We start from the raw sequence: 23,896 nt of genomic DNA on the forward strand, positions 1-23,896 counted from the left end.
CTATGAATCGTCGAGATCTTTTAAAGCTTATAACGGCCGCTACCGGTGCGGCATTTGTTGGCACCAATCCGTTAGCCTATGAGTTGCGCCCGGATGTGCCGCTAGCAGACACCGGTTTCACCAAAGATGATGTCGCGTTTTTAAATGAGGTGGGCGAGGTGATTATTCCGCGCACTGATACGCCTGGAGCAAAGGATTCAAACGTCGGGCAAATAATGGCGGTGCTGGTGGCAGACTGTTACCCCTCTGTGCTACGAAAAACATTTCGTGACGGAATGAAAAAGCTCGATGCTGAGGCAACCAGCGAATTTGGGAAAGTGTTTCTGTTGCTGGATAAAACCCAGCGTCACAGCCTCGTCTCGCGGTTGGATGAAGAGGCGCGCGAATACAATCATAAAATGGGATTGTGGAGTGTTGCCAGTCAATTGCCAAACCAGCGTAGAGAGGCCTCTCAAGCGCCTGTCCCGCATTATTTTTCGTTGTTTAAGCAGCTTACGCTGTTTGGTTTTTTTACCTCAAAAGAAGGTGGAACCAAGGTATTACGGTACGTGCCCGTACCGGGCAAATATGACGGGAATATTGAATATAAAAAAGGCCAGAAGGCCTGGGCTACCTGAGAATAACGTAGGATATGAAAATGAAAAATACTTATAAAACACTGACCACTCTCTCGGTTGCCGCGGCCAGTGTATTGATAACAGGTGATCTTATGGCCTCAGACGAAGAACTTGAAGACTGGCAGAAAGCAGAAAAGACCGAGGTGTGGGAGCCTGTTCCACCAAAGGTGACCGCTGAGCCTGGTAAGGCACCATCTGATGCAATAGTTTTATTTGATGGTAAAGATTTGTCAGCATGGGAATCAGTGAAAGGCGGTGAGGCTCAGTGGGCCGTTAGTGATGGTGCAATGACAGTGAAACCAGGTACCGGTGATATTAAAACTAAAGAATCTTTTTGCGACGTGCAACTGCATGTTGAATGGAAAGCGCCCGAGCCTGAGGCTGATATGGAAGGTCAACAACGCAATAATAGTGGTGTCTTTTTACAGCAGCGTTATGAGGTTCAGGTTCTGGATTCTTATGAAAGTAAGACCTATGCAAATGGCCAGGCCGCCAGTATTTACAAGCAAACGATTCCGTTAGTGAATGCAACCCGTCCACCTGAACAGTGGCAGGAATATGACATTATTTTCACAGCACCACGCTTTGATGATAAAACGCTCAAAACACCCGGCTACATTACCGTGCTGCATAATGGTGTGGTAGTGCAAAATCATGTGGAGATTCAGGGTAAAACAGAATGGATTGGTGAACCGTCTTACGAAGCTCACGGATGCGCACCCATACAGCTTCAGGATCATTCCAATGAAGTAAGCTTCCGTAATATCTGGATTAGAAAAATTACGCCTTTAAACCAGTAGCGAAATAGTTAAAACATGTGAAGCCGGCGCGGGTAATTAAGCTCGCACCGGCTTTTTATTGCAGGTAAAAAAAGTTTACTTCTGGCACTTACGCCAATCTGGTAGGCTAGCGGCTTTTTGTCAGGAGTAGATGAATTATGGTGGGTGAAATTGCCGCGCTCAGTGTAGCCCTGTGCTGGGCGATTGCTGCAAGAATGTTTCGGGTACTCGGCACATCATTTTCACCTCTGTCCCTGAATTTATGGAAAGGGGTCGTAGCCATCATCATCCTGGTGTTGGTAACGCAATTGTTTCTTCCGCCGGTAAGCCTGCCCGCAACGGCATACGGGTGGCTCTTTTTAAGTGGTGTGGTGGGCATAGGTATCGGCGACACCTGCTTTTTTCAGGCGCTCAATCGCATTGGCGATACACAGTCGGTGCTGATCACCGAAACGCTGGCACCAATCTTTACCGCACTTCTGGCCATGGTCTGGATTGCCGAATGGTTAACCTGGCAACAGTGGATTGGTATTGCTCTGGTGCTCGTGAGTGTAGATATGGTTGTGAAGGTAAAGCGGCGAACCGAACTACATTTATTTGCTCCGTCGGGCTACCTGTTCGCCGCAGCGGCGGCAGTGTGTCAGGCCATTGGTGCGGTAATCAGTCGCGATATTCTCACGCGTTATACCGTTGATGCATTTAACGCCAGCCTTGTACGACTTGTTGGCGGACTGGCAATTATCGTGGTGCTTATGATCATCATGCGTAAACAATGGCTGCCTAAAAGTGATAAACCATTACAAATGTGGCGAACCTTCGCGCTAGCGACTATTTTAGGTACCGCCGCGGCGCTCTATTTACAAATGGTCGCGTTTGCCAATGCCAAAGCCGGAGTGGTGCAAACCCTTATCGCAACATCTGCTGTAATGTCGCTGGCCGTGGCCTGGGTGCTTGGCGAACGCGCTAATAAAGCTACCATTTTCTGGTCCTTTGCCGCGTTAGCCGGGGTAACTGTGCTGGTGGCCGCAGGGCATATCAGCGCTCACGGTTGATTACTGCTTGTGCAGTGTGCTCGATCTCTGTATACTGCGCGCCCTTACAGCCAAACTAACCTAGTTCCTTGCCTCTAACAGACGGCTGTACTGACGAGGCTACAACCGTAAGGAGCAATAATGCGTCATTACGAAATCGTTTTTATGGTTCACCCTGATCAGAGTGAACAAGTACCTGGTATGATCGAGCGTTATACCACAATCCTTAAGCAAGACGGTGGTCAGATTCACCGTATGGAAGACTGGGGTCGCCGTCAACTGGCTTACCCAATCGAGAAGCTACACAAAGCCCACTATGTTCTGATCAACGCAGAAGCGACTGCTGAAGCTGTTGATGAGCTGGAAAATGCGTTCCGCTTCAACGATGTTATCCTGCGTAATCTGGTTATGCGCACTAAAAACGCTGTGACTGAGCCTTCTCCAATGATGAAAGAAGAGCCTCGTCGTGAGCGTCGCGAAGATTCTGCACCTCGTACAGAGCGTACAGAAAAGAAAACCGAAACCACCGAAGATAACGCGTAAGGAGTATAATCATGGCTCGTTTTTTCAGACGTCGTAAGTTCTGCCGTTTTTCTGCAGAAGGTGTAACTGAAATCGATTATAAAGATATCGCTACGCTGAAGAACTACATCACAGAAAGCGGTAAGATCGTCCCTAGCCGTATCACAGGTACCAGTGCGAAGTATCAGCGTCAGCTGTCTTCTGCAATCAAGCGTGCACGTTTTCTTGCACTGCTTCCGTACACTGATTCACACAAGTAAACTGGCGAAATAAGGGGTAGCTAAGATGGATATCATCCTACTGGATAAAATCGCCAACCTTGGTGGTCTGGGCGACAAAGTTAATGTTAAGTCTGGTTTTGCACGTAACTTCCTTTTCCCTCAGGGTAAAGCAGTTCCTGCAACTAAAGACAACGTAGAGAAGTTTGAAGCACGTCGTGCTGAGCTGGAAGCGAAAATCGCTGAAGATCTGGCTGCTGCACAAGCACGCGCTGAAAAGCTTGACGCACTTGAAGAAGTTACTGTTGCGGCACCTGCTGGTGACGAAGGTAAACTTTTCGGTTCTGTTGGTACACGTGACATCGCAGAAGCAATTACTGCTGCTGGTGTTGAAGTTGCTAAGTCAGAAGTTCGTCTGCCTACAGGTACGCTACGTGAAACTGGCGAATATGACATCGATGTTCAGCTGCACTCAGATGTAGCAACAACAGTAAAAGTTGTGATCATCGCTGAAGCCTAAGCGCTGAGAACGTTGATTTTAAAAGCCGCAGTTAATACTGCGGCTTTTTTGTTTGTGTTAGCGCGCCCGCCTCAGACATTTTTCCCGCCACTCATCATCCAATACTTCCATTTGTGCATAACGCGCCGCGTCAGCTTTCATATTATCATCGTACATACAGCGCATCAGTGCGCCAATACAAACGCTCTCATCAGGGCGCTCGATAAGTTTGACCGTATCGTGCTGAAGCAAGGGACCTGCCTCAAGTACTCTGAAATACCAGCCGGTAATTCCGTGCTGTCCGACGAACCGGTCAAGATTTTTAATGCCGTAACGGTGTGAAATCTTATTGCAGGGGGCACGGGGAGCAGAAACCTGCACGGTGACACTTCCCATTTGATAAACATCGCCCACATACACATTGTTATCGTGCATACCTTCCACAAGAAAGTTTTCGCCAATGGTGCCGTAAGAAAAATCCCCTTCAGGAAATGCCTGTGAAAGCTTCTCATAGCCTTCAAAACTGTATTGATGCAGCACTTTTTCCGGACCACCGTGAAGTTTCTTGTTGCCTTGCTCGTCTTCAAGTGTACCGGTGTCGAGAACTGTCAATTGCGATACCTGCGATTTCACTATCGCACTGGGTGTTCCTCTGGGGTCGAAAGCCTGTGGTTTCGCAGCATAAAGCGCGTAAATGTGCATAGTCACCATCCTTTTGTTAGCGGGTGGTATATTATGCGTCAGTACACGTGTAAAAAAAATCAAAGACCATTTAAACCTTTGATGCATGCACTGCAACTAACCTTTCAAATGATATTCAACAGTTAACAGACGACAGTGACGAAACATGGAAACGTGCAAGGCGGACATCGACGTGACGAAGATAACGCCAACACCTGATACAGAAATGAAGCTGATACAGGCAGCCCGTGATGGTGACAGGCAGGCGTACCAGCAGCTTTATCAAAGCTATGCAGGGCGGGTGTTCGCCCTGTGTTATCGGCTAACCGCCGACAGGGGGCTTGCTGAAGATGCCACGCAAGAAGTCTTTATTCAGTTGTGGCAGAAGCTAAGTAACTTCGCTGGACAGAGTCGTTTTACAACATGGCTGCATAGTGTCACCGCGAACATCACGCTGAGCTACATGCGAAAGCAAAAAGGCTGGTTCGCCAGGGTGATGAATATAGAAGACAGCATGGCAGCGCAGAGTGCGGCGGAATCCTGCACTTCTGAGGTGGATCTTGAAGCACTGATCGTAAGACTCCCTGAGCGTGCCCGGGTGGTATTCGTTTTACACGCAATAGAAGGGCATCGTCATGAAGAAATCGGAAGAATGCTGAATATGGCAACAGGTTCGAGCAAAGCGCAATTTCATCGTGCTAAGCAGTTGTTAAAAACGTGGATGGGGTATGACGATGAAGACATTTGAAAAGCATCTACAGCAGCAGTTGGACGAACTGCCTCGCGAACGGCACCCGGACAAAGACTTATGGCAGGGCATCGATTTAGCCATTCAGGCCCAGGCCGATGAAACCCGGACAAAGAGGCAACCTGTCTGGCTGGCCAGTGCTGCAGTGGTGATGGTTGCGGTAATTATTGGCTTTATGATGCGTCCGGTATCCACAGACCCCGAGGTCAATCCTGTTACCGGCCAGTCGCTGGTTAAGGCACTGAGTCAGCAACATGAGAAGGAAAAGTCTGCATTGCTGGTTAGTCTCGAAGGTACACCGGCAGTAACAGAAAACTGGCAGGAACAACTTACCGAACTCGAGGATGCGGCTGAGGCGATCAAAGCAGCATTGAAAGAAGACCCTAACAACACAGCGCTTCTGCGAATGTTGCAAAGCGTCTATCAACAACAGTTTTTGCTGATTGAGCGTGTGCACGCTCCCAAATGGCAGCAGATTTAGCGATACAGGAGCAAGTTATGCAAAATCACGATGTAATGAATGTACGGTACAAAACACTGTCGAAAACTGTTTTGTTTTCGGTACTGTTAGCAACAGGTAGCCCTGTACTGGCAAAGCAGCGTATCGATCAAACGATAGAAACTTCCTCACACCCCAATGTTGAAATTGAGCATGTGAATGGTAAGGCAGTTATCAAAACCTGGGATAAGAATGCAGTCAAAATAACGGGGGAGCTGTCAGATAGAACCGAAGATTTTGAGTTTGAAAAGACCGGGTCGGGTGTCTCTTTTGATGTGGATATTGGCAGACACCATGGTGACTGGGGCAACTATCGTATCAAGGACGGCGATGATCTGACTATCTATGTACCTGCAGCGAGCAAAATCGATTATTCAGCGGTATCGGCCAGCGTGCAGTTATTTGATATTACCAATGATACCAAGGTCGATTTAGTCAATGGTGACATTGAGGCAAATAATTTAGCAGGGCGCATTAAATTGGAAACGGTGAACGGTAACGTCAAACTGAATGGCGTTAAAGGAGAGCTTGTTGCAGAAACAGTTAATGGTGATATTGAAGGTGAGCACAGTGAAGGTGAGGAAGTTCGTGTCATTACCGTAAACGGGAATATTGATATTCGTTCTGATAGCCCGCAGCTGCGCATCGAATCGGTTAACGGTCGGATGAACTTCACAACTGCCATGATAAATGAGCTGGATATAGTTACCGTAAATGGCAAAGTTAAAGGAGACATAAACCTGGCAGATAACGGTGACGTTGATGTGTCATCTGTTGGTGGCAAAGTTATCCTGAAATTTCAGCCGGACGTATCTGCCCGGTTTGATATCCAGGCTCATGCAGGCGGTGACATAAGAAACAAGTTGTCAAACGATCGCTCTCAAAAAGCCAAATATGGACCTAATGAATGGCTTGAGTTTTCTACCGGTGAGGGGAGTGCGCGGGTAGAAGTATCCACCGTCCATGGGGTAATTGAACTGGATAAGCGATAACGAAGCGGCCCTTGCGCCGCTTTTTTTATGTCTGCTGACTGCTGTCTTCAGCATTGATACCTGAACAGATAAAGCAATTGTTAGCGTTGTCGCCTTTTGAGATAGTTGCCTTTAGTAAGCATTTCGGCTGGCGCGAACATTGCTACTGTATGTTTAAACATGCAGGTATTTCTGCACTATCACCACCCTGACATTGAAGCAGGGGGGGTAAGAAGGAGAAGTTAAATGTGGGACGCGATACACCGGTCTCTATTAAGTACCCGATTTAAAACAGTCGCTTTAATAACAATTTTTCTTGTTGGAGCAGTAAGTTGTGCGGTTCGTGAACCTGGCGAAATAGAAGGTACATGGATTATTACAGAAGCCATAGCGCCAACTAATAACGAGGTATCTGTTAAAGATTCACAAATGTGGCTAGGGCAATCATTTCACTATGGCCCTGAAAATCTCACACTGGGCCGCACGTTCTGTAAGTCTGCAGAGTATGACGAAACAAAATTGTCCGCCGCTGAGTTTGAGCGGGACTACAACATGGGGTTACGTGAATTGGATATTCACGATAATGCTGTTCGTACCGTGTCAGTAACATGTGATGAAGCAGAACGTTTACCGGGCCAAACTGTACTGCTTGCCGCATCGGGCAAGGCCTACACTATCTGGGATGGTGCGTTTTATAAGATGGAAAAAACACTGGCTAAAACGCAGGCTGATGGCCTGTAATTACACGATACCTTGCTGTGAATCGGACCTGAGCGGCGCGCAGATAACCTGATTACGGCCATTTTGTTTTGCCGCATACAGCAACTTATCGCACTGGGATAAAATCAGGTCAATTTCGGCTTTCTCATTTATTTCCACAACACCTGCTGAAAACGTCAGCGTTCCCTCTGCGCCTAGTTTTGTGAGGTCCTGTTGACTTAAAATATTCCGCAGTGACTGCAATTTTTCTTTTGCTTCGTTCTGGGTCGCGTCACTTAGCATCAGTACAAATGTTTCACCGCCATAGCGTCCGAACACATCCGCATCATGAAACTGGTATTTAGATAATCGCGCGAAATGTGACAGAACCGCATCACCAATCTGGTGACCAAACAAATCGTTGAGACGTTTGAAATGGTCTAAATCAATAAGTGCGACACAAATCTTGTCGTCCTGCCGTTTCATATGATTAATTCGCGCTTTGATGGTATCAATAGCAAACCAGCGGTTATACACCCGGGTAAGACTATCGATTCGGGAAAAATGCTCTAAGTTACGCTTTTTGCTTAAGTGTCGCCAAAGAATCAATCCCACTATAAGAGCTACCAACGAGCTTATTATTGCTACACTGACAGCAATCGTAAAGTGAAGCTCCTTTTGGCTAAGCTTTTCTTTTGTCAGCGAAAGATCTCTGGCGTCGATAGCATTATCAATACTTTTTAACTGACTGAAGCTGAAGTTGGCTTTTTCTTTGTAAAATAATACCTTTATGGCCTCCTCATAGTGCAAATTGGCTTTTGCATGCTCACCATTGAGGCTCTGAACTTTAGCTTTTGCATATAACTCATTCACATTTTCACGAGGACCTTCGGTTCGAAAGGTTTCAGGCACATTCTGCATCTTATTTAGGTAAAACCCAGCTTCATCAGAATTATTGAGCTCGATTTGGCTTGCAGTGAGAAGTTTGTATAAAGAGTACTCCGTAGAGTACTGGATACTTTCTGCTTTTAAGTGAAGCTCTAAAGCGTCTTTAGCGTACAAGAATGTCAGTTCCGGACGCTCTTGCTCTCGAAAGTAAACAGCTGAATAAGTAAGTAGCTGAACTTTTAAATCATCTCGCCCTGTATCTTCAGCGAGTTTGCTCATTTTTTTCAGACTTACCCAGGCTTCATCAAATTTCTTGAGGTTAATCAGTGTCAGTATTTCGCAAGAAAGTCCGTCTATCTGAACGTCTGGATCCTCTGGCGCGTTATTCTTATACTTGCGACAAAACTCAAGAGCACCCTTGAAGTCACCCAGACTAAATAGCGCGCTGTACATATTATGAAATATATCTGATAACGAATAATCATAGGCCATTCCCTGACTTAAATTATCAGAAGAGAGGGGGATATAATTATTTATCTCTAAAATAGCATTGAAATGTAACCCGGCGGTCAGTAAGGAATACACCAGCAAAGATGTAGTCCACCCTTCGATACGAGGCCAGTTATTTTCTCTCGCGATAGACTGGATAGCGCGGTATTTTTCGAACTGCTCATCGTATGATAGATCTGATAGCCAGACCATCAACGCTTCACGTTCATAATAGTATCGCGGGTAATCAGTGCGCAGCGTATTCAGCTCAGTCTCGGTTAATGTATAGAATGCCGGATCATTCTCGATATATAGAAATGATGAAAGATAGAAATATTTGCCAAGTGTCGTGGTGATATCAAAAGGATGATTGGTTAATGCTTGTAGTCGGCTTTCTGGTGTTAACTGTAAAATTTCATGCCGCTTTGCCCCATAGTCCACTAGCGTGTCGGCGAACAGAGGGTGGCATAAGCAAAGCAGTAGAGTGACAGTAACTACGCGTAAAAACATATAATTTGAATACTGATCCGGTCGCGATTAATAATTGCCGCTTTTCAACGCAAGTAGAGATTGCTACACAATCTCATCCTGCTCTGCAGGTCTGAACGGTGCAAAGATATCTTGATTTCTGCCATTCTGCTTAGCAGCATAAAGCAGTTTGTCGCATTGGGACAAAACCTGCGAAATATTCGCTTTTTCGCTCAATTCCACGACGCCTGCTGAAAAGGTCAGCGTTCCCTCTGCGCCTAGTTTTGTGAGGTCCTGCTGGCTCATAATATCCCTTAGCGACCTTAACTTTTGCTTTGCTTCGTTCTGGGTTGCGCCACTTAGCATCAGAACAAATGTTTCACCACCATAGCGGCCGAACACATCTGTGCCACGACACTGATATTTGCACAATCGAGCAAAATGAGACAGAACTGTATCACCCGTTTTATGACCACTCGCATCGTTAATATGTTTGAAATGGTCTAAATTAATAAGTGCGACACAAATCTTGTCGTCCTGCCGTTTCATATGATTAATTCGCGCTTTGATGGTATCAATAGCAAACCAGCGGTTATACACTCTGGTAAGGCTATCGAGACGGGAATAATGCTCTACTTCCCGTTTACGGCGTGATTCTCGCCACAACAACGCGCCGGCGATGATCGCAACCGCCACACTTGTGACTGCAATAAGAGTGAGAATTCTTAAATATTGGTTTTTTTCCTGAAGTTGCTTTTTAGTCAGGGTAAGTTCTCTTGTATCCAGAGAACTATTTATACTGTTGAGCTGGCTAAACCTGAATGATGAAGCTTCATTCAGGTACAAAGCTTTAAACGCTTTCTTATAAAACGGGAGGGCTTTTTCATATTGACCTTTGAGCTCATAGATATTGGCCTGGGCAACAAGCGAATCGACTTGCGTGCCTGGACCTTCAATTTGCGTCGTGAGAGGGAGCTCTTGCAATTTTTTCAAATAGAACTCAGCACGTTCAATATTTTCTAAGTCAATTTGGCTGACGGTCAACAACACATAAATATTGTACACAGTAGGATTTAAAGATTTTCCATCTCGCTGGAAAATGTCGAGTGCATCTTTTGCATAATGATACGTCAGATCGGGGCGCTCTATGGCTCGATAAAAATAAGCAGAACTTAATGCAAGCTGAACTTTATACTCGGTTAGTCCGGATTGTTCAGCTATCTGATTCATCTTCTTTAACTTTGACTGAACCTCATCGTAACGCTCCAGGGCAAGAAGTGAACTTATCTCGCACGATAAACCATAAAACTGTGTAGATATATTTTCCGGCAAGTACTGTTTATATTTACCACAAAACTCAAGCGAACCCTTATAGTCATCCAAATAATACAAAGAAATAGATATGTCGAGAAATACGCCCATCAATGGGTAATCGTAAACCATGCCGTCTTTGTCAGTATGCGGAGCCTTGTGCGTGTAGTTGTTCATCTCTAAGATTGCATTAAAATGCAGTTCAGCGGCTTGAAGTGAAGTAACCAGTAATGATGTTGCCCAGCCCTCTATGCGGGGCCAGCTGTTTTGTCTGGCAATGGACTGAATTGCGCGAAATTGTTCAAAACGTTCTTCGTCGGGTAGATCCGATAACCATACCATCAACACCTCGCGTTCATAAAAATACTGCGGGTAATCGACGCGTAATGTTTCAAGTTCTGAATCGGTTAATGCGTAAAATTCCGGATCATTCTCAATATAGAGAAATGAGGAAAGGTAGAAGTATTTGCCCAGTATTGTGGTGGTATCAAATGGGTGATCCTCTAACGCTTCCAAACGGTTTTCCGAAGGCTGTAATAAAATTTCATCCCGCTTCGCCGCATAATCTTCAAGCGTGCCTGCGAATACGGAGTGACAGGTCAAAAGTAGTAACGTGATAATGATAAAACGTGAAAACATAAAATTAGAAATACTCATCCACTAAGTAAAGATGAAAATACCTTTCTCGGTTCTGTAACGATTTGTAGTTACAAAATATCGTCCTGCACGGAAGGCCTGAACGGCGCACAGATATCCTGATTGCGACCATTATGTTTAGCTGCATAAAGGTGTTTGTCGCATTGCGATAAAACCTGTGTAATATCAGCTTTTTCGCTTACTTCCACAACCCCGGCAGAAAACTCAAGCGCGCCCTCAGCTCCTAATTTGGAAAGATCCTGATGGCTGAGTATATTCCGTAGCGCCTGCAACTTTGTAGACGCGTCATGCTGTGTTGCGCCATTTAACATCAAAACAAATTCTTCACCGCCATATCGGCCGAACACATCCTGATCGCGGAACTGATATTTGCATAATCGCGCGAAATGAGAAAGCACAGCATCGCCTGTCTGATGGCCATATAAATCATTGATGCGTTTGAAATGGTCTAAGTCGATGAGAGCCACACAGAGCTTGTCGTCCTGTCGTTTCATTTCTTTAAGACGAGCTTTAATGGTATCGATGGCAAACCAGCGATTGTACACCCGGGTCAGACTGTCGAGACGTGAGAAGCGTTCAAGATCGCGCTTACGTCTGACTAATCGCCACAGCACTATGCTTGCTATAATTGTTGATAGCGTAGTAACAGTCGCAATAACAGTCACTATCTTTAAGTAATCTTTGCTTTGTGCGAGCTGTTGCTTAGTTAGCTTCACTTCTCTGGCATTGATAGCATTGCCAACTCCTCTCATTTCCCGAAAACTAAACTTGGCATCTTCTTTAAAATACAGCGCTTTTAAAAGTTTTTCGTAATAGGTGATAGCTTTTTCATACTCACCTTTAAGATTGAGAATTCGGGCTTGCGCTGTTAAATCATTTATATCAGCTTCAGGGCCTGTAGTTTGAGACGTTGGAGTAACTGCTCGCATTTTATTTAAGTAAAACTCCGCTTTTTCAGCATTTTTTAGCTCAAGTTGGCTAGCAGTAAGAAGTGAGTATAAACCGTATACAGTTGGACTCAGAGAACTGTTGTGTTTTAGGTGGAGGTCAAGCGCATCTTTAGCATACAAGAACAGCAAATCAGGACGGTCTTTTTCTCGATAATACGCAGCGGAAAGCATTAAAAGACGTATTCTTGAATCAATAAGGTCTGCGCTTTCAACCAACTTACTCATTATCTTTAATTTGCTCTGCACTTCTTCGAGCCGATCCAGTCTCAACAAAACCGATATTTCGCAGGAAATGCCGTCAATTTGAACACTAATGTCATCGGGCGAATAAGCTTTATACTTGTGACAAAACTTTAAAGCACCCTGAAAGTCATTCAGCGAGTATAGCGATGAGAACATCTGATAAAAAATACTTTGCAAAGTGTAATCATATGTCATACCCGACTTATCAGAATGAGGCGCACGATGTATGAAATTATTCATTTCAATTACTGCATTGAAGTGCAGTTCTGAAGACTGCAAAGATGAAACCAGCATAGATGTTGCCCAGCCCTCGATACGAACCCAACTATTTTGTCGCGCAATATTTTGAATATCTCTAAACGCTTCGAATTTTTCTTCGTCCGGTAAGTCCGACAACCAAGTCATCAGTACTTCACGTTCGTAATAATATTCAGGATACTTATTACGCAGAGTCTCAAGCTCAGAATCGGCTAATGCGTAAAACGCCGGGTCGTTCTCAACGTACAGGAACGAGGAGAGATAAAAATACTTTCCCAGAACAGTCTCGACATTGAAAGGATGACCCTCTAAGGCTTCTTGACGATTTTCAGGTGCCTGCCCCAAAATCTGTCGTCTTTCTGCTAAATAATCTGCAGGCGTGTCTGCAAACACAGCTTTTGAGGACCAAAGAAGAAGAAAGGTTGTAATTAAGCGAAGATACATAAAAATTTAAGATGTTTTGTGCGTTGAGTGAGGCGGATAAAAAAGCAGCGGCGAATATACGCGGTTACTTTAGCGGGTAAAAGGTTTCCTGCATTAAAATTTGGGTTAATTTCAACTCTTTGCCGTCTTGTTTGGTCTGATTGAGTGACTTAAATTTATCTTCTTACCGAAATAGCGCATAATATTCTGCCTTGAGTATCAATCGGTTTAGAGTCAGTGAAAGTCGTATCTTCTGGTAAAGATCAAAATGTAGAAAAGCTAAAAGTACCGCCACACAGCATTGAGGCTGAGCAGTCGGTGCTGGGTAGTATGCTTATTGATCCGGAAAGTTGGGACAAGGTGGCAGAAGTCGTCACTGAAACTGACTTTTATAACCGTTCTCATCAAATTATTTTTCGCGCCATTGTCAGGTTGCTTGGACGCAACGAACCTGTGGATCTGATTACCGTTTCTGAAGAGCTGGAACAGCATGATGAGCTGGAAGATGCCGGTGGGTTTGCTTACCTGGGCGAACTGGCTAAAAACACGCCCAGTTCAGCAAACGTGGTCAGCTACGCCAAGATCATCAGCGAGCGGGCAGTCACCCGTGAACTGATTGGTGTTGCACACGATATAGCGGAAATAGGCTATAACCCGGAAGGGCGTGAAAGCGCGGATATACTGGATTACGCCGAGAGCAAAGTTTTTGAGATTGCTGAAAAGCGTACGGGCGAATCAGAAGGACCACAAGGGGTGGATTCCGTTCTTGGTAAAACCATCGATCGTCTTGAAGCGCTGATAAAAACCAACAAAGAAGTAACCGGTGTTACTACAGGTTTTACTGACTTAGATAAAAAGACCAGTGGTCTGCAGCCATCAGACCTTATAATTGTCGCTGCTCGTCCCTCGATGGGTAAAACAACGTTTGCGATGAATTTGTGTGAAAACGCGATGATGGCTGAAGATAAGCCCGTGCTTGTATTTAGCCTGGAGATGCCTTCCGAACAAATTATGATGCGTATGCTGGCGTCATTAAGTCGGGTCGATCAGACCAAGATAAGAACTGCACAACTTGATGATGAGGACTGGGCCCGAATTTCAAACACCATGGCGATGCTTAAAGATAAGGACAGCCTTTTTGTTGATGATTCATCAGGGTTAACGCCAATGGATGTGCGTAGTCGTGCACGCAAGCTTGCAAGGGAGCGCGGTGGGATATCACTTATCATGGTGGATTATCTGCAGTTGATGCGGGTCCCGTCGCTAAGCGATAACCGTACATTGGAAATCGCAGAAATCTCCCGCTCACTGAAAGCACTGGCTAAAGAACTTGAAGTACCTGTCGTTGCGCTATCTCAGCTTAACCGGAGTCTGGAACAACGTGCTGATAAACGACCGGTAAACTCGGATCTCAGGGAGTCCGGTTCTATCGAGCAGGATGCCGATTTGATTATGTTTATCTACCGGGATGAGGTCTATCACGAAAACAGCGAAGAAAAAGGCATCGCTGAAATCATTATCGGTAAACAGCGTAACGGTCCTATTGGCACAAGCCGGCTGACATTCCAGGGGCAATTCTCACGATTTGATAATTATGCGGGTCCGCCAATCGGCGACGATTATTAATCACAGACAAAAAAATAGGCGCCATAAAGGCGCCTATTTTCATAGTGTTGAGAACAAATTACTCACGTTCTTCCGCTTTTTCAACCGTCGCTGTCACACGAATGTGGATGCGGCGATTCATGCGGTGTGCTTCTGCTGTGTTAGATTCATCCAGCAGCTGCGTTTCACCGAACGCTTCTGTTTCCAGACGAGACGCATCAATGCCGTATTCATTAATCAGCATTTCTTTAAACGCTTCAGCACGGCGTTCAGATAAATCCATGTTGTAATCTTCAGGACCTGGCGCAGAAGCATGACCTTCAATTAATGCATCTGTTTTGCCATAGCGTTTGAAGAAATCAACAAAATCCTGAATGTCTTCTGAGCGAGGATCAGTGATTTCCGCACTTTCTGAAGCGAAAAGAACACGCAGTGTGTGGGTAACTTCTTCTTCTTCAAAGACCGTACAACCATCTGCGTCGACCTTATCGCTCATAGGTGTATCAGGGCACATATCGTCGTTGTCATTTACTCCGTCATTGTCGCTGTCGCCAACAATTTCACAACCACGCTCATCGACCTGTACACCTGCGGGTGTATTAGGGCAATCATCCATGTTATTCATAACGCCATCATTATCAGCATCATTATTTACCGGAGTAGCGGGTGCTGGTGTAGGCTCTGAACTCGCCGGAGAACCACCAATAGGAAACATTACGCCCACTTTAGCACTGTAATCGGTATATTCGTCATCCCAGTCATAGTAAGCAGCAATTTCAGTGGTCAGTTTTACATCGTCGGTGATATCCCAGTGTTTACCAATACCGATATCCACCAGGTCATGTTCCTGAGCGAAGTCCTGGCGCTTATAACCACCAAACAGATACCACCAGTCATTGGGAGCAAAGTAAACCGCATCTACACCGTATGAAATACCTGAGACGCTTGAATCGGTTCCCAGAATTTGCATGTAATCAACATCCAGTGCTGTCAGTTCAGCACGGATAGCCCAATCATCATTGAAACGCCAGCCGTATTCGCCGCCAAACCCGAAACCATCATCCATAAAATCGTCTGCTGGTTTTTCTGATTCAGCGTTGTAATACATACCATGCAGACCAATCCAGCTATCAAACGGCTTTGCTGATTCCTGAGCAATTGATGGAGCTGACATTACTGCTAGCGCTACAGCGGCTAAACTAAATGTTTTTTTCATAGTCACGTCCTGTACAAGTTGAGTTTTACTGATTCCAACAGCTATGCACGTAATGTGCCAGTAGAAGCAGGGTGGGCTGGGTAGCCCGAAAAGGCGGATATTACCGCACCTTGCCTTGCAGGGTTGCAACAATACGGCGACTGCCCCCGTGGTTGCGATGCTCAGCAAGGATAATACCCTGCCAGGTACCAAGCTGAAGCTTGCCTTTTGCAATGGGGATGGTTACTTCACACCCCAGCAAGCTCGATTTGATATGCGCAGGCATATCGTCACTGCCTTCAAACGTGTGCGTAAAATAAGGCGTGTCTTCTTTAACAGTATGATTAAACCAGGCTTCCAGATCAGTTCTCACCGAGGGATCAGCGTTTTCATTGATGGTTAGCCCTGCACTAGTATGTTGGAGCCAGAGGTGCAGCAAGCCTACTTCTAAGTCTTTGATCTGCGGTAGAGCTGCTGTGATTTCGTCAGTGATTAGATGAAAACCACGCTCAAGTGGTTGAAGTGTAATGGTTTCACTGTGCCAGTAATTATTTGTCAAAACAGATTTCCAGATGTGCCATACCTTCTTCGCTATGAAAAGGCATAATGAGTTTAGGCCCGTCCACCTGGTGGCTGATGGTATGTTGCTTTCCGGAGACGACAATAGGCGTCGCCATGCCAAATTCAAAGCCACGCTCAGACAGGTCTCGCTTTGCGTTGCCACAAATCATATTTACGACTTCACCCACCATATCGCCCACTTCTCCGTCTATTGTATCGGGTCGCTCGCCAACCATGCGTTCCATGATCGTTAACGCAAGTTCTTCATCGAATGTGATGGAGAGTGAACCTTTTACCTGTGGGCCGACCATTCCGATTAGGCCGGATACATCGCCTTTGGCAATTTCAGATTGTTTTCGCTTAGGTTTTCCCGGCTTTAACGTCGTTTGTGCCATGGTTTCCAAAACATTGAGCAATCCGGTGATAAACGGGTTTACGAACTCTGCATTCATATTATTGAGCCTCTTGTACCGCAGATTGCTCGGCTTTCTGACAATCAGCACAAAGTCCATGCGCTTCGATAGTTTGCGTGGTCACCGAAAATCCGTGTTCCTGAGCCTGCTTATCTAATGTGGACTGAAGGCCCTGAGACTGTATTTCAGCGACATCTCCGCAGCTGTCGCAGATAAGAAACTGAACCGGATGGTTGCAGCCAAAGTGATGGCAGGCAACAAACGCATTGGTAGACTCAAGGCGGTGGATGAAGCCAAATTCCAGAAGAAAATCCAGTGCTCTGTAAACGGTTGCCGGCTTGGCGCTGGACTCTGTCTCTTTTAAAGCGTCCAGAAGCTCGTAAGCGCCCATAGGCCCGTGTTTACCTAACAGAATTTCATAAACTTTTTCGCGTAAGGGGGTAAAACGGGCGCCACGTTGTTCACAAAAGGCCCGGGCTTTGTTTAACAATGTTGAGTTGTTCATAAATAAAAATTGCTGCTCTTTTGCATTGTGCGCTAACGAACGTCAGCCTGTTGCTGATGTACATGCTGTATTTGTTTGCCACCATAGTGCTCTAGCATGTGGTGAATCAACTTATCTTCCAGCGCAAACCGGGTTTCAAGCGTTTCGCCCAGCTCGGCCAGATCGGCGGTAAAGCCAACAGTATACTGTGGTGAAGCCTGAACAGCATATCTGTCCTGAAAACGCAGCGCGTAATCTGTAGTGCGAGCCAACTGTGGGTAAGATTGTTGTCTTAATCGCTGCCCGGATGCGTCTTCACTTATCAGCATATCGTATATCTCAAAATGACCTGCTGATAAATAATCCATCAACAGATTACAGAATTCTACAATATCAGATTCACGCTGTTCTGTAGTGGCATTTTTGTCCGGCTTTGCTAACGCGCAGTAGCGAATAAGAAAGGTTTTGCGTGCTTCCAGCCATTGATCGATAGCCGACGAGCGCCCACCCCATTTTTGTTGCAGTTCTTCCTGTTGACTAAGCATAGTGCCTCGCACAAGTTGTATGATTAGGAAACCGCTTGAATGTTCCATGAGTATAACACTGCCACTAATCAGTACAAATTTGCTGGCGATTTCAATCATTTTCGCGCTTTCTTGTTCGATACAACAGATCGCTTTATCATCAGCAAAAGTGGGTAAGGCAACGGGGTACACGCTATGATGAATGACTTAAGCGAGCAGGATTTGCTTAGCTACCGCGGAGAGTGGATGGTTTTTTGGCGCGATAAGGTGCTGGTTGATGATAACGGGGCCTTACCACAAGGAGCCTGGTCGCAACTTACTTCCTTACATCATTACGCTGCCCAGGTACAGTCTTTGCCGCCCCTAGAGCAAACAGACACGCCGCCACCAGCGTTACCCGTGCTGGACATCGGCGCTGAGCACGTGGATATCCAGGGGTGGCAATGGGTATCGCTGCGACAAATTCTGACCGGCGCAACAGCATTTCATTACAAAGAATATTCACGGGCATGGCAGTATGTTCACTTTTTGCGAACGCATCGCTATTGTGGTCAGTGCGGTGGTCACACTGAAACGATTAGCTGGGAGATGGCCGTGCAGTGCCGTCAGTGCAGGCATCGTGCTTATCCACGCGTTTCCCCCTGTATTATTGTTGCAATTTATCGCGACGATGAGATTTTGCTTGCCCGTGGTGTCAGGCATAAAGATCCGCAGATGTACTCCACGCTTGCCGGCTTTGTTGAAAGTGGCGAAACGCTTGAGCAGGCGTTGCACCGCGAAGTTTTTGAAGAGGTCGGGATTCGTATCAAAAATGAAGAGTATTTTGAAAGTCAGGCCTGGCCATTCCCGCATTCTCTCATGGTTGGATATATTGCAGAGTATGCGGGTGGAGAAATTAACATTGATGAACGCGAAATTGTTGACGCGCATTGGTTCAACATTCAGGATCTGCCAAAAATCCCGCCGACAATGTCTGTCGCCGGCCGACTGATCAATGCTGTGGTAGCGCGGCACCGGTCGTAAAATTGTTATAAACCTTTACCGATTACGTTACGAAAACGCGCCCTTTGCTGCAGAAACTTGGTATACTTGCGCGTTTTTAAAATTCTTTTGCTTTTTGAGGAAGCTATGTCCGATTCGACTGACACATCACCCAGCCATCTTGCTAATGACCGCTATCTTAGAGCGTTATCGAAACAGCCGGTGGATATGACTCCTGTATGGATGATGCGTCAGGCAGGGCGCTATCTGCCTGAGTACAAAGCAACGCGCGCGCAGGCCGGTGATTTTATGTCGCTTTGCCGCAATGCCGAACTGGCGTGTGAAGTCACCCTGCAACCGCTGCGACGTTTCGAACTGGACGCTGCCATTCTGTTTTCAGATATTCTGACAATTCCTGATGCTATGGGGCTTGGACTGTATTTTGAAGCTGGTGAAGGGCCTAAGTTTCAGCGTCCACTGACAAATCAGCGTGACATTGAAAAGTTGGGTATACCTGATCCAGAAGGTGAGCTTCAGTACGTGATGAATGCCGTGCGCACTATCCGCAGGGAACTAAAAGGGGAAGTGCCCCTTATTGGTTTTTCAGGTAGTCCCTGGACACTGGCTACCTACATGATTGAAGGTGGCTCAAGTAAGGCATTTACAAAAATTAAGAAAATGGCATTTGCAGACCCTCAAGCACTGCACTTGCTATTGGATAAGCTGGCCGATGCGGTTATTGCGTATCTTAATGCTCAGATAGCTGCGGGTGCCCAATCGGTAATGGTATTCGATACGTGGGGCGGTGTGTTGTCTCCCCGTGACTACAACTTATTTTCTTTGCAGTATATGGCGAAGATTGTTGACGGTTTGACCAGGCATAACGATGGTCGCAAGGTCCCGGTAACACTGTTTACCAAAAATGGTGGTATGTGGCTGGAGTCTATCGCAGCGACGGGTTGCGATGCAGTGGGCCTGGACTGGACAATTAACATTGATGAAGCGCGTGCCCGAATTGGCGATAAGGTTGCGCTGCAGGGGAATATGGACCCGTCAATGCTATACGCCAGCCCTGAGAGAATAGAAGATGAAGTGGCTGACATTCTCGAAAAGTACGGAACAGGGAGTGGCCATGTGTTTAATCTTGGCCATGGTATCCACCTGGATGTCCCGCCAGAAAACGCAGGCGTGTTTGTCGAAGCGGTTCACCGGTTAAGTAAACCGTATCATAGCGGGCAGTAACCCTTTTATGCAGAAATGGGGTTATACACTGCTGTTGGCTTTTATTGGTATAGCGGCATACCAGTTTGGCTATTATCAGAATAAGCTTTCCGTCAGCGAGAAAAGCACCCGCCTGCTGCTTGGGGAGATGGAGCAGCGTGAGCAAGTGAACGCTGTTCCGTCCGCCAATGTTGATAAGGTGCCTGCGACTGTCCTGAAAGTTGATGGCAGCGAGTCGGAATCTGCAAAGCAACACAACACATTCACCCTTCACCCCAGCAAAGAGTACCTTCTGCTACATGCTGTTACCTGTGGTCAGAAAGGTTGTAAGCTAACTGGTCAGTACCAGGGTAAACCTGAGACGCTACGTGTCATGCTGGACCAGATGCAACTTGCGCCATGGTGGACCTATCAATCGCTGCCGACTCACGGTGACAACGACAGCGACCCCACGTATTTTGTCGCTCAGTTCGACCCCAATCATCGCGGCTGACTCCCAAGCTGGTATCGGTAATCCGGTATAATGTCATTAAGTGCAGGCTGTACTGTCGCTTCTCCAGACCTTGTCACGACATGGGTCTGGCCCGGGCGAGCGCGTAACTGACAGCGTACAGACTGTCGATGGTCGTATTTTGTTGTTTTAAAAACGCCGCTATTGATACGGTTATCCTGTTGGCACATCTGATAAGGTAAATTACTGTGGACCTCACTACATTTCTGAACGCACTGAATAGCGGTGATAAAATTACCGCAGGCTCACCTGTACATCAGTTCATGCATGGCCTGAGTCAACAGGCTTTACAAATTACTGCAAAGATAAATAATCAATATCAGACACCCGAAACCCTGACAGAATTACTCAGTGAGTTAACCGGCAGAGCGGTCAGTTCTACAGTGAGGGTTTTTCCGCCATTACACAGCGACTGTGGAAAAAACCTGACATTTGGTGAAAACATTTTTATCAATGCAGGATGTAAATTTCAGGACCAGGGAGGCATCCATATCGGCTCGGGCGCTTTTATCGGACACAATGTGGTTTTTGCATCGTTAAATCACGACCCGGATCCCTCGCAACGGGGAAATATGATACCGGGAAGAATCACTATCGGAGAAAATGTCTGGATAGGGGCTAATGCGACTATTCTGGCAGGTGTGAGTGTTGGAGATGGGGCAATAGTAGCCGCAGGAGCCGTCGTCACCAGAGATGTTGCTGCAAATACGGTGGTGGGTGGAGTACCGGCAAATTTTATTAAGCAGCTCGACTAACAGTTAGGTGGATGAACACCATAAGGTCAGGCGTCCCGGGGTAACCCTTTTTCGACCACGCGAGTCAGTCGGGCTAGCTGGCGATTGTCGTTCTGGTGAGAAGCGCTTTCTTTCTGGCGTGATAGGGCCCATTCGATATGTGGCTTTACCAATGCATCGGCTACCGGACGCGCAGCTTCCAGCGCCTTCACAATATCTGCATCATATTTGGCGTTCCCCATCGCGACGGCAATGTTTCTTTGCCACTTTGCATGGCCGATACGGCGGATCGGCGAGCCTTCAGTGTTCTTAAGAAAGGTATCCTCATCCCAGTTAAATAAAGTAACCAATGACTGACCGTGCAAAACCTTCCTCGGGTGAAAGTCTTCCTGTTCGGTAATATCTGCGAACCGGTTATAGGGGCATACTAACTGGCAATCGTCACAACCATATATCCGGTTACCCATCAGCGGGCGTAAAGATTCCGGGATGAGGCCGTCATGTTCAATGGTCAGATAAGAGATACATTTACGCGCGTCAACCTGATAGGGAGCGACAATAGCGCCGGTGGGACACATGGTGATACATGCGTTACAGGTTCCACAGCCTTCTTCGACAGGTGAATCTGTAGGTAAAGGCAGATTAACGAACAATTCTCCCAAAAAGAACCAGGAGCCGGCATCACGATTTAACGTCAGACTATGCTTACCTGTCCAGCCGAGCCCCGCTTTTTCTGCTATAGCATGTTCCAGAACGGGCGCCGAGTCGACAAAGGGGCGGAACTGAGTATCAGAAAATGTTTCAGTAATTTTCTGACCCAGCTGTTTGAGTTTTTTGCGTAGTACCTTGTGGTAATCGCGTCCCAGAGCATATCGGCTGATATACCCGACCTGGTCGTTTCTAAGGTGGGTGGCAAAAGAGGCATCGGGAGGGAGATAATCCATCCGCACACTGATAACGCGAAGGGTTCCGGGAAGTAGCTCGGCCGGGCGAGCGCGCTTCATACCGTGCGCAGCCATGTAATCCATCTCGCCATGGTAGCCGTTATCTAACCATTGTTGCAGGTGAGCTTCATGTTTAGACAGATCGATATCGCTGATGCCAACTTGCTGAAAGCCTAGCGCGCGGCCCCAAGCCTTGATATCGTCTGCTAACCGACCTAAATCTATTGAATGAATTCCGGACATGCCCAAATGCTAGATACTCAACTGACCTCAAGTTTATCATATAAACTTTATCGTGCCGATGAAGTCCGCGGCAATGAGCAGGACGCTGCCAGCAAAAGCGGCTGTGAAATGTTCACGCTGATGGAAAGAGCCGGAGAAGCAGTATTCAGACAATGCCAGCATCTGTTACCAAACACTGAAGTCTATCTGGTGTTGGTCGGACAGGGTAATAACGCCGGTGATGGCTATGTTGCGGCATGTAATGCACGTCAGGCAGGAAAGCGGGTAATTGTCTGTGCGGTGGAGCCCGAGCGAAAGCTCGAAGGTGATGCAGGCAGAGCGCAGCAAAACTGGCTGGACACCGGCGGCAGCATTGAAGCATTTGACGAAGAAAAACTAAGTAGCGCCGGTTTAGTTATTGATGCACTGCTGGGTACCGGCATCAATACCTACATTCGAAATGAGTTCGCCCATATCATTGATAAAGTCAATGAGGCGGATGTGCCGGTTGTCAGTATTGATGTGCCCTCTGGCCTGGATGCAAACAGCGGTCAGTCTATGGGGCGATGTATACAGGCTGACGTTACTGTCACGCTGGTGGGGATTAAGCCAGGCCTGACCACCGGCGCGGGCAAGCAGTCATGTGGGCAGCTGGTATTTGAAGATTTGGGTATATCAAAAGCGTTTTCTGCCATTGCTAAACCTTTCGCAAGCTGGCTTGATATCGAGCAGTTCAAGGGCATGGGCCCACGCGATATTCACAGTCATAAGGGCACTTATGGCCGGTTGCTGTGTATCGGAGGAAACAAGGGTACAGCGGGCGCTATCAGGCTAGCCAGTGAGGCCGCCTTACGCGCCGGCGCTGGAATGGTAAGGGCTTATGTACATGATAAGTCGATTATTCAGGTCAGCGCTGGCCGCCCGGAATTAATGGTAACCAGCGAAGCCCTTGAAGATGCATTGCAATGGGCGACGTGCGTGGTTATCGGACCAGGCCTGGGGCAGGATGACTGGGCTCAGCACGCGTTCGAAGTCGCCATGAAACATTGCCAGAGTGAGCAAAAACCGATGGTGATAGATGCTGACGCCCTGAACCTGTTGAGCAGGCAGGCAACCGCATTTACTATTTCATCATGTATACTGACACCACACGCCGGTGAAGCCGCGCGATTATTAGGTGTATCGGTTGATGACGTAGAAACCGAGCGGTTTAACTATGCCAAGCAGTGCGCTGAGCGCTATCATGCGACATGCGTGCTAAAAGGGGCTGGCACCATCATTGATAATGAAAGCTCGGTAGCAGTTTGCCGGCACGGAAATCCGGCCATGGCGACAGCAGGTAGCGGTGACGTGTTAAGTGGCATATTAGGGGCGTTGCTGGCACAGGGGCTCGATACAGAGTTGGCCAGCCGCTATGGTGTAACCCTGCATGCCAGAGCCGGGGATGATCTGGCTGCCCGTGACGGTCAGCGCGGCATGCTGGCCAGCGATCTGTTTAGTGCAGTCAGAGCCCTTATGAATCAGTAGTCTTGTAACAGGTAGTATACGAC

General features: G+C 46.9%; 26 protein-coding genes. 16 read left to right on the plus strand and 10 right to left on the minus strand.

Annotated elements, in window-relative coordinates:
* Positions 1-2: 2 nt before the first annotated feature.
* From FBQ74_RS01515 to rplI, 6 genes are all read left to right on the plus strand, one after another.
* Entirely contained in the window at positions 3-617 is a 615-nt protein-coding gene (locus FBQ74_RS01515) for a gluconate 2-dehydrogenase subunit 3 family protein (protein ID WP_139754993.1), read from the plus strand.
* A 92-nt stretch (positions 618-709) separates the two neighbouring features.
* On the plus strand, positions 710-1,417 hold the full coding sequence (locus FBQ74_RS01520; protein ID WP_408641348.1) for a 3-keto-disaccharide hydrolase: 708 nt from the start codon (positions 710-712) through the stop codon (positions 1,415-1,417).
* A gap of 137 nt (positions 1,418-1,554) precedes the next feature.
* On the plus strand, positions 1,555-2,448 hold the full coding sequence (locus tag FBQ74_RS01525) for a DMT family transporter (RefSeq protein ID WP_139754995.1): 894 nt from the start codon (positions 1,555-1,557) through the stop codon (positions 2,446-2,448).
* A 120-nt stretch (positions 2,449-2,568) separates the two neighbouring features.
* A complete protein-coding gene (gene rpsF, locus FBQ74_RS01530; RefSeq protein ID WP_139754996.1) occupies positions 2,569-2,970 on the plus strand; it encodes a 30S ribosomal protein S6 in 402 nt (133 codons plus the stop codon).
* A gap of 11 nt (positions 2,971-2,981) precedes the next feature.
* Positions 2,982-3,209, plus strand: a complete 228-nt coding sequence (gene rpsR, locus FBQ74_RS01535) for a 30S ribosomal protein S18 (RefSeq protein WP_073316739.1) — start codon at positions 2,982-2,984, stop codon at positions 3,207-3,209.
* 25 nt (positions 3,210-3,234) lie between these two features.
* Positions 3,235-3,687, plus strand: a complete 453-nt coding sequence (gene rplI, locus FBQ74_RS01540) for a 50S ribosomal protein L9 (protein ID WP_139754997.1) — start codon at positions 3,235-3,237, stop codon at positions 3,685-3,687.
* 57 nt (positions 3,688-3,744) lie between these two features.
* Here the strand turns inward: rplI and FBQ74_RS01545 are convergent, their stop codons facing one another.
* Positions 3,745-4,368, minus strand: coding sequence for an MOSC domain-containing protein (locus tag FBQ74_RS01545; protein ID WP_139754998.1), 624 nt, complete (start codon positions 4,366-4,368; stop codon positions 3,745-3,747).
* Between the two features lie 145 nt (positions 4,369-4,513).
* Here FBQ74_RS01545 and FBQ74_RS01550 point away from each other — a divergent pair, with 145 nt between their 5' ends.
* The 4 genes from FBQ74_RS01550 to FBQ74_RS01565 all read left to right on the plus strand — a co-directional run bounded on the left by FBQ74_RS01550 (position 4,514) and on the right by FBQ74_RS01565 (position 7,306).
* Positions 4,514-5,095 (plus strand): RNA polymerase sigma factor, encoded by a 582-nt coding sequence (locus FBQ74_RS01550; RefSeq protein ID WP_139754999.1) that lies wholly within the window; start codon positions 4,514-4,516, stop codon positions 5,093-5,095.
* Positions 5,076-5,576, plus strand: coding sequence for a hypothetical protein (locus FBQ74_RS01555; protein ID WP_139755000.1), 501 nt, complete (start codon positions 5,076-5,078; stop codon positions 5,574-5,576). The genes FBQ74_RS01550 and FBQ74_RS01555 overlap by 20 nt, the downstream gene beginning before the upstream one ends.
* Before the next feature lie 17 nt (positions 5,577-5,593).
* Positions 5,594-6,586, plus strand: a complete 993-nt coding sequence (locus FBQ74_RS01560; RefSeq protein WP_168190587.1) for a DUF4097 family beta strand repeat-containing protein — start codon at positions 5,594-5,596, stop codon at positions 6,584-6,586.
* A 225-nt stretch (positions 6,587-6,811) separates the two neighbouring features.
* On the plus strand, positions 6,812-7,306 hold the full coding sequence (locus tag FBQ74_RS01565; protein WP_139755002.1) for a hypothetical protein: 495 nt from the start codon (positions 6,812-6,814) through the stop codon (positions 7,304-7,306).
* On the opposite strand, the gene FBQ74_RS01570 is transcribed toward FBQ74_RS01565, so the two are convergent.
* The 3 genes from FBQ74_RS01570 to FBQ74_RS01580 all read right to left on the minus strand — a co-directional run bounded on the left by FBQ74_RS01570 (position 7,307) and on the right by FBQ74_RS01580 (position 12,921).
* A complete protein-coding gene (locus tag FBQ74_RS01570; RefSeq protein ID WP_139755003.1) occupies positions 7,307-9,151 on the minus strand; it encodes a GGDEF domain-containing protein in 1,845 nt (614 codons plus the stop codon).
* A gap of 63 nt (positions 9,152-9,214) precedes the next feature.
* Positions 9,215-11,059: a GGDEF domain-containing protein gene (locus FBQ74_RS01575; protein ID WP_168190588.1), complete on the minus strand. Its 1,845-nt coding sequence runs from the start codon at positions 11,057-11,059 to the stop codon at positions 9,215-9,217.
* Between the two features lie 68 nt (positions 11,060-11,127).
* Positions 11,128-12,921, minus strand: a complete 1,794-nt coding sequence (locus FBQ74_RS01580; RefSeq protein WP_168190589.1) for a GGDEF domain-containing protein — start codon at positions 12,919-12,921, stop codon at positions 11,128-11,130.
* 267 nt (positions 12,922-13,188) lie between these two features.
* On the opposite strand from FBQ74_RS01580, the gene dnaB reads away from it, so the two are divergent.
* On the plus strand, positions 13,189-14,577 hold the full coding sequence (gene dnaB, locus FBQ74_RS01585; protein WP_139755006.1) for a replicative DNA helicase: 1,389 nt from the start codon (positions 13,189-13,191) through the stop codon (positions 14,575-14,577).
* A 58-nt stretch (positions 14,578-14,635) separates the two neighbouring features.
* Here the strand turns inward: dnaB and FBQ74_RS01590 are convergent, their stop codons facing one another.
* From FBQ74_RS01590 to rsd, 5 genes are all read right to left on the minus strand, one after another.
* On the minus strand, positions 14,636-15,772 hold the full coding sequence (locus FBQ74_RS01590; RefSeq protein ID WP_139755007.1) for an OmpA family protein: 1,137 nt from the start codon (positions 15,770-15,772) through the stop codon (positions 14,636-14,638).
* Between the two features lie 100 nt (positions 15,773-15,872).
* Complete coding sequence (locus tag FBQ74_RS01595; RefSeq protein WP_139755008.1) at positions 15,873-16,310, minus strand: secondary thiamine-phosphate synthase enzyme YjbQ; 438 nt, start codon at positions 16,308-16,310, stop codon at positions 15,873-15,875.
* Positions 16,300-16,764 (minus strand): chemotaxis protein CheX, encoded by a 465-nt coding sequence (locus tag FBQ74_RS01600; RefSeq protein ID WP_139755009.1) that lies wholly within the window; start codon positions 16,762-16,764, stop codon positions 16,300-16,302. Before FBQ74_RS01600 ends, FBQ74_RS01595 begins: the two co-directional genes overlap by 11 nt.
* A 1-nt stretch (position 16,765) precedes the next feature.
* Positions 16,766-17,230: a transcriptional repressor gene (locus FBQ74_RS01605; RefSeq protein ID WP_139755010.1), complete on the minus strand. Its 465-nt coding sequence runs from the start codon at positions 17,228-17,230 to the stop codon at positions 16,766-16,768.
* Positions 17,231-17,262: 32 nt separating this feature from the next.
* Positions 17,263-17,853: a sigma D regulator gene (gene rsd / locus FBQ74_RS01610; RefSeq protein WP_139755011.1), complete on the minus strand. Its 591-nt coding sequence runs from the start codon at positions 17,851-17,853 to the stop codon at positions 17,263-17,265.
* Positions 17,854-17,928: 75 nt separating this feature from the next.
* On the opposite strand from rsd, the gene nudC reads away from it, so the two are divergent.
* From nudC to FBQ74_RS01630, 4 genes are all read left to right on the plus strand, one after another.
* On the plus strand, positions 17,929-18,756 hold the full coding sequence (gene nudC, locus FBQ74_RS01615) for an NAD(+) diphosphatase (protein WP_139755012.1): 828 nt from the start codon (positions 17,929-17,931) through the stop codon (positions 18,754-18,756).
* 105 nt (positions 18,757-18,861) lie between these two features.
* Positions 18,862-19,956 (plus strand): uroporphyrinogen decarboxylase, encoded by a 1,095-nt coding sequence (gene hemE / locus FBQ74_RS01620; protein ID WP_139755013.1) that lies wholly within the window; start codon positions 18,862-18,864, stop codon positions 19,954-19,956.
* A 7-nt stretch (positions 19,957-19,963) separates the two neighbouring features.
* Positions 19,964-20,428 (plus strand): hypothetical protein, encoded by a 465-nt coding sequence (locus FBQ74_RS01625; protein ID WP_139755014.1) that lies wholly within the window; start codon positions 19,964-19,966, stop codon positions 20,426-20,428.
* 206 nt (positions 20,429-20,634) lie between these two features.
* Positions 20,635-21,201 carry a DapH/DapD/GlmU-related protein gene (locus tag FBQ74_RS01630; RefSeq protein WP_232371958.1) on the plus strand — a complete coding sequence of 189 codons (567 nt, stop codon included), beginning with the start codon at positions 20,635-20,637 and terminating at the stop codon, positions 21,199-21,201.
* A 26-nt stretch (positions 21,202-21,227) separates the two neighbouring features.
* Here the strand turns inward: FBQ74_RS01630 and queG are convergent, their stop codons facing one another.
* Entirely contained in the window at positions 21,228-22,367 is a 1,140-nt protein-coding gene (gene queG, locus FBQ74_RS01635) for a tRNA epoxyqueuosine(34) reductase QueG (RefSeq protein ID WP_139755015.1), read from the minus strand.
* A gap of 6 nt (positions 22,368-22,373) precedes the next feature.
* Here queG and FBQ74_RS01640 point away from each other — a divergent pair, with 6 nt between their 5' ends.
* On the plus strand, positions 22,374-23,873 hold the full coding sequence (locus tag FBQ74_RS01640; RefSeq protein WP_139755016.1) for an NAD(P)H-hydrate dehydratase: 1,500 nt from the start codon (positions 22,374-22,376) through the stop codon (positions 23,871-23,873).
* Positions 23,874-23,896 lie beyond the last annotated feature (23 nt).

The organism is Salinimonas iocasae (assembly GCF_006228385.1).
Taxonomy (GTDB): Bacteria; Pseudomonadota; Gammaproteobacteria; order Enterobacterales; family Alteromonadaceae; genus Alteromonas; species Alteromonas iocasae.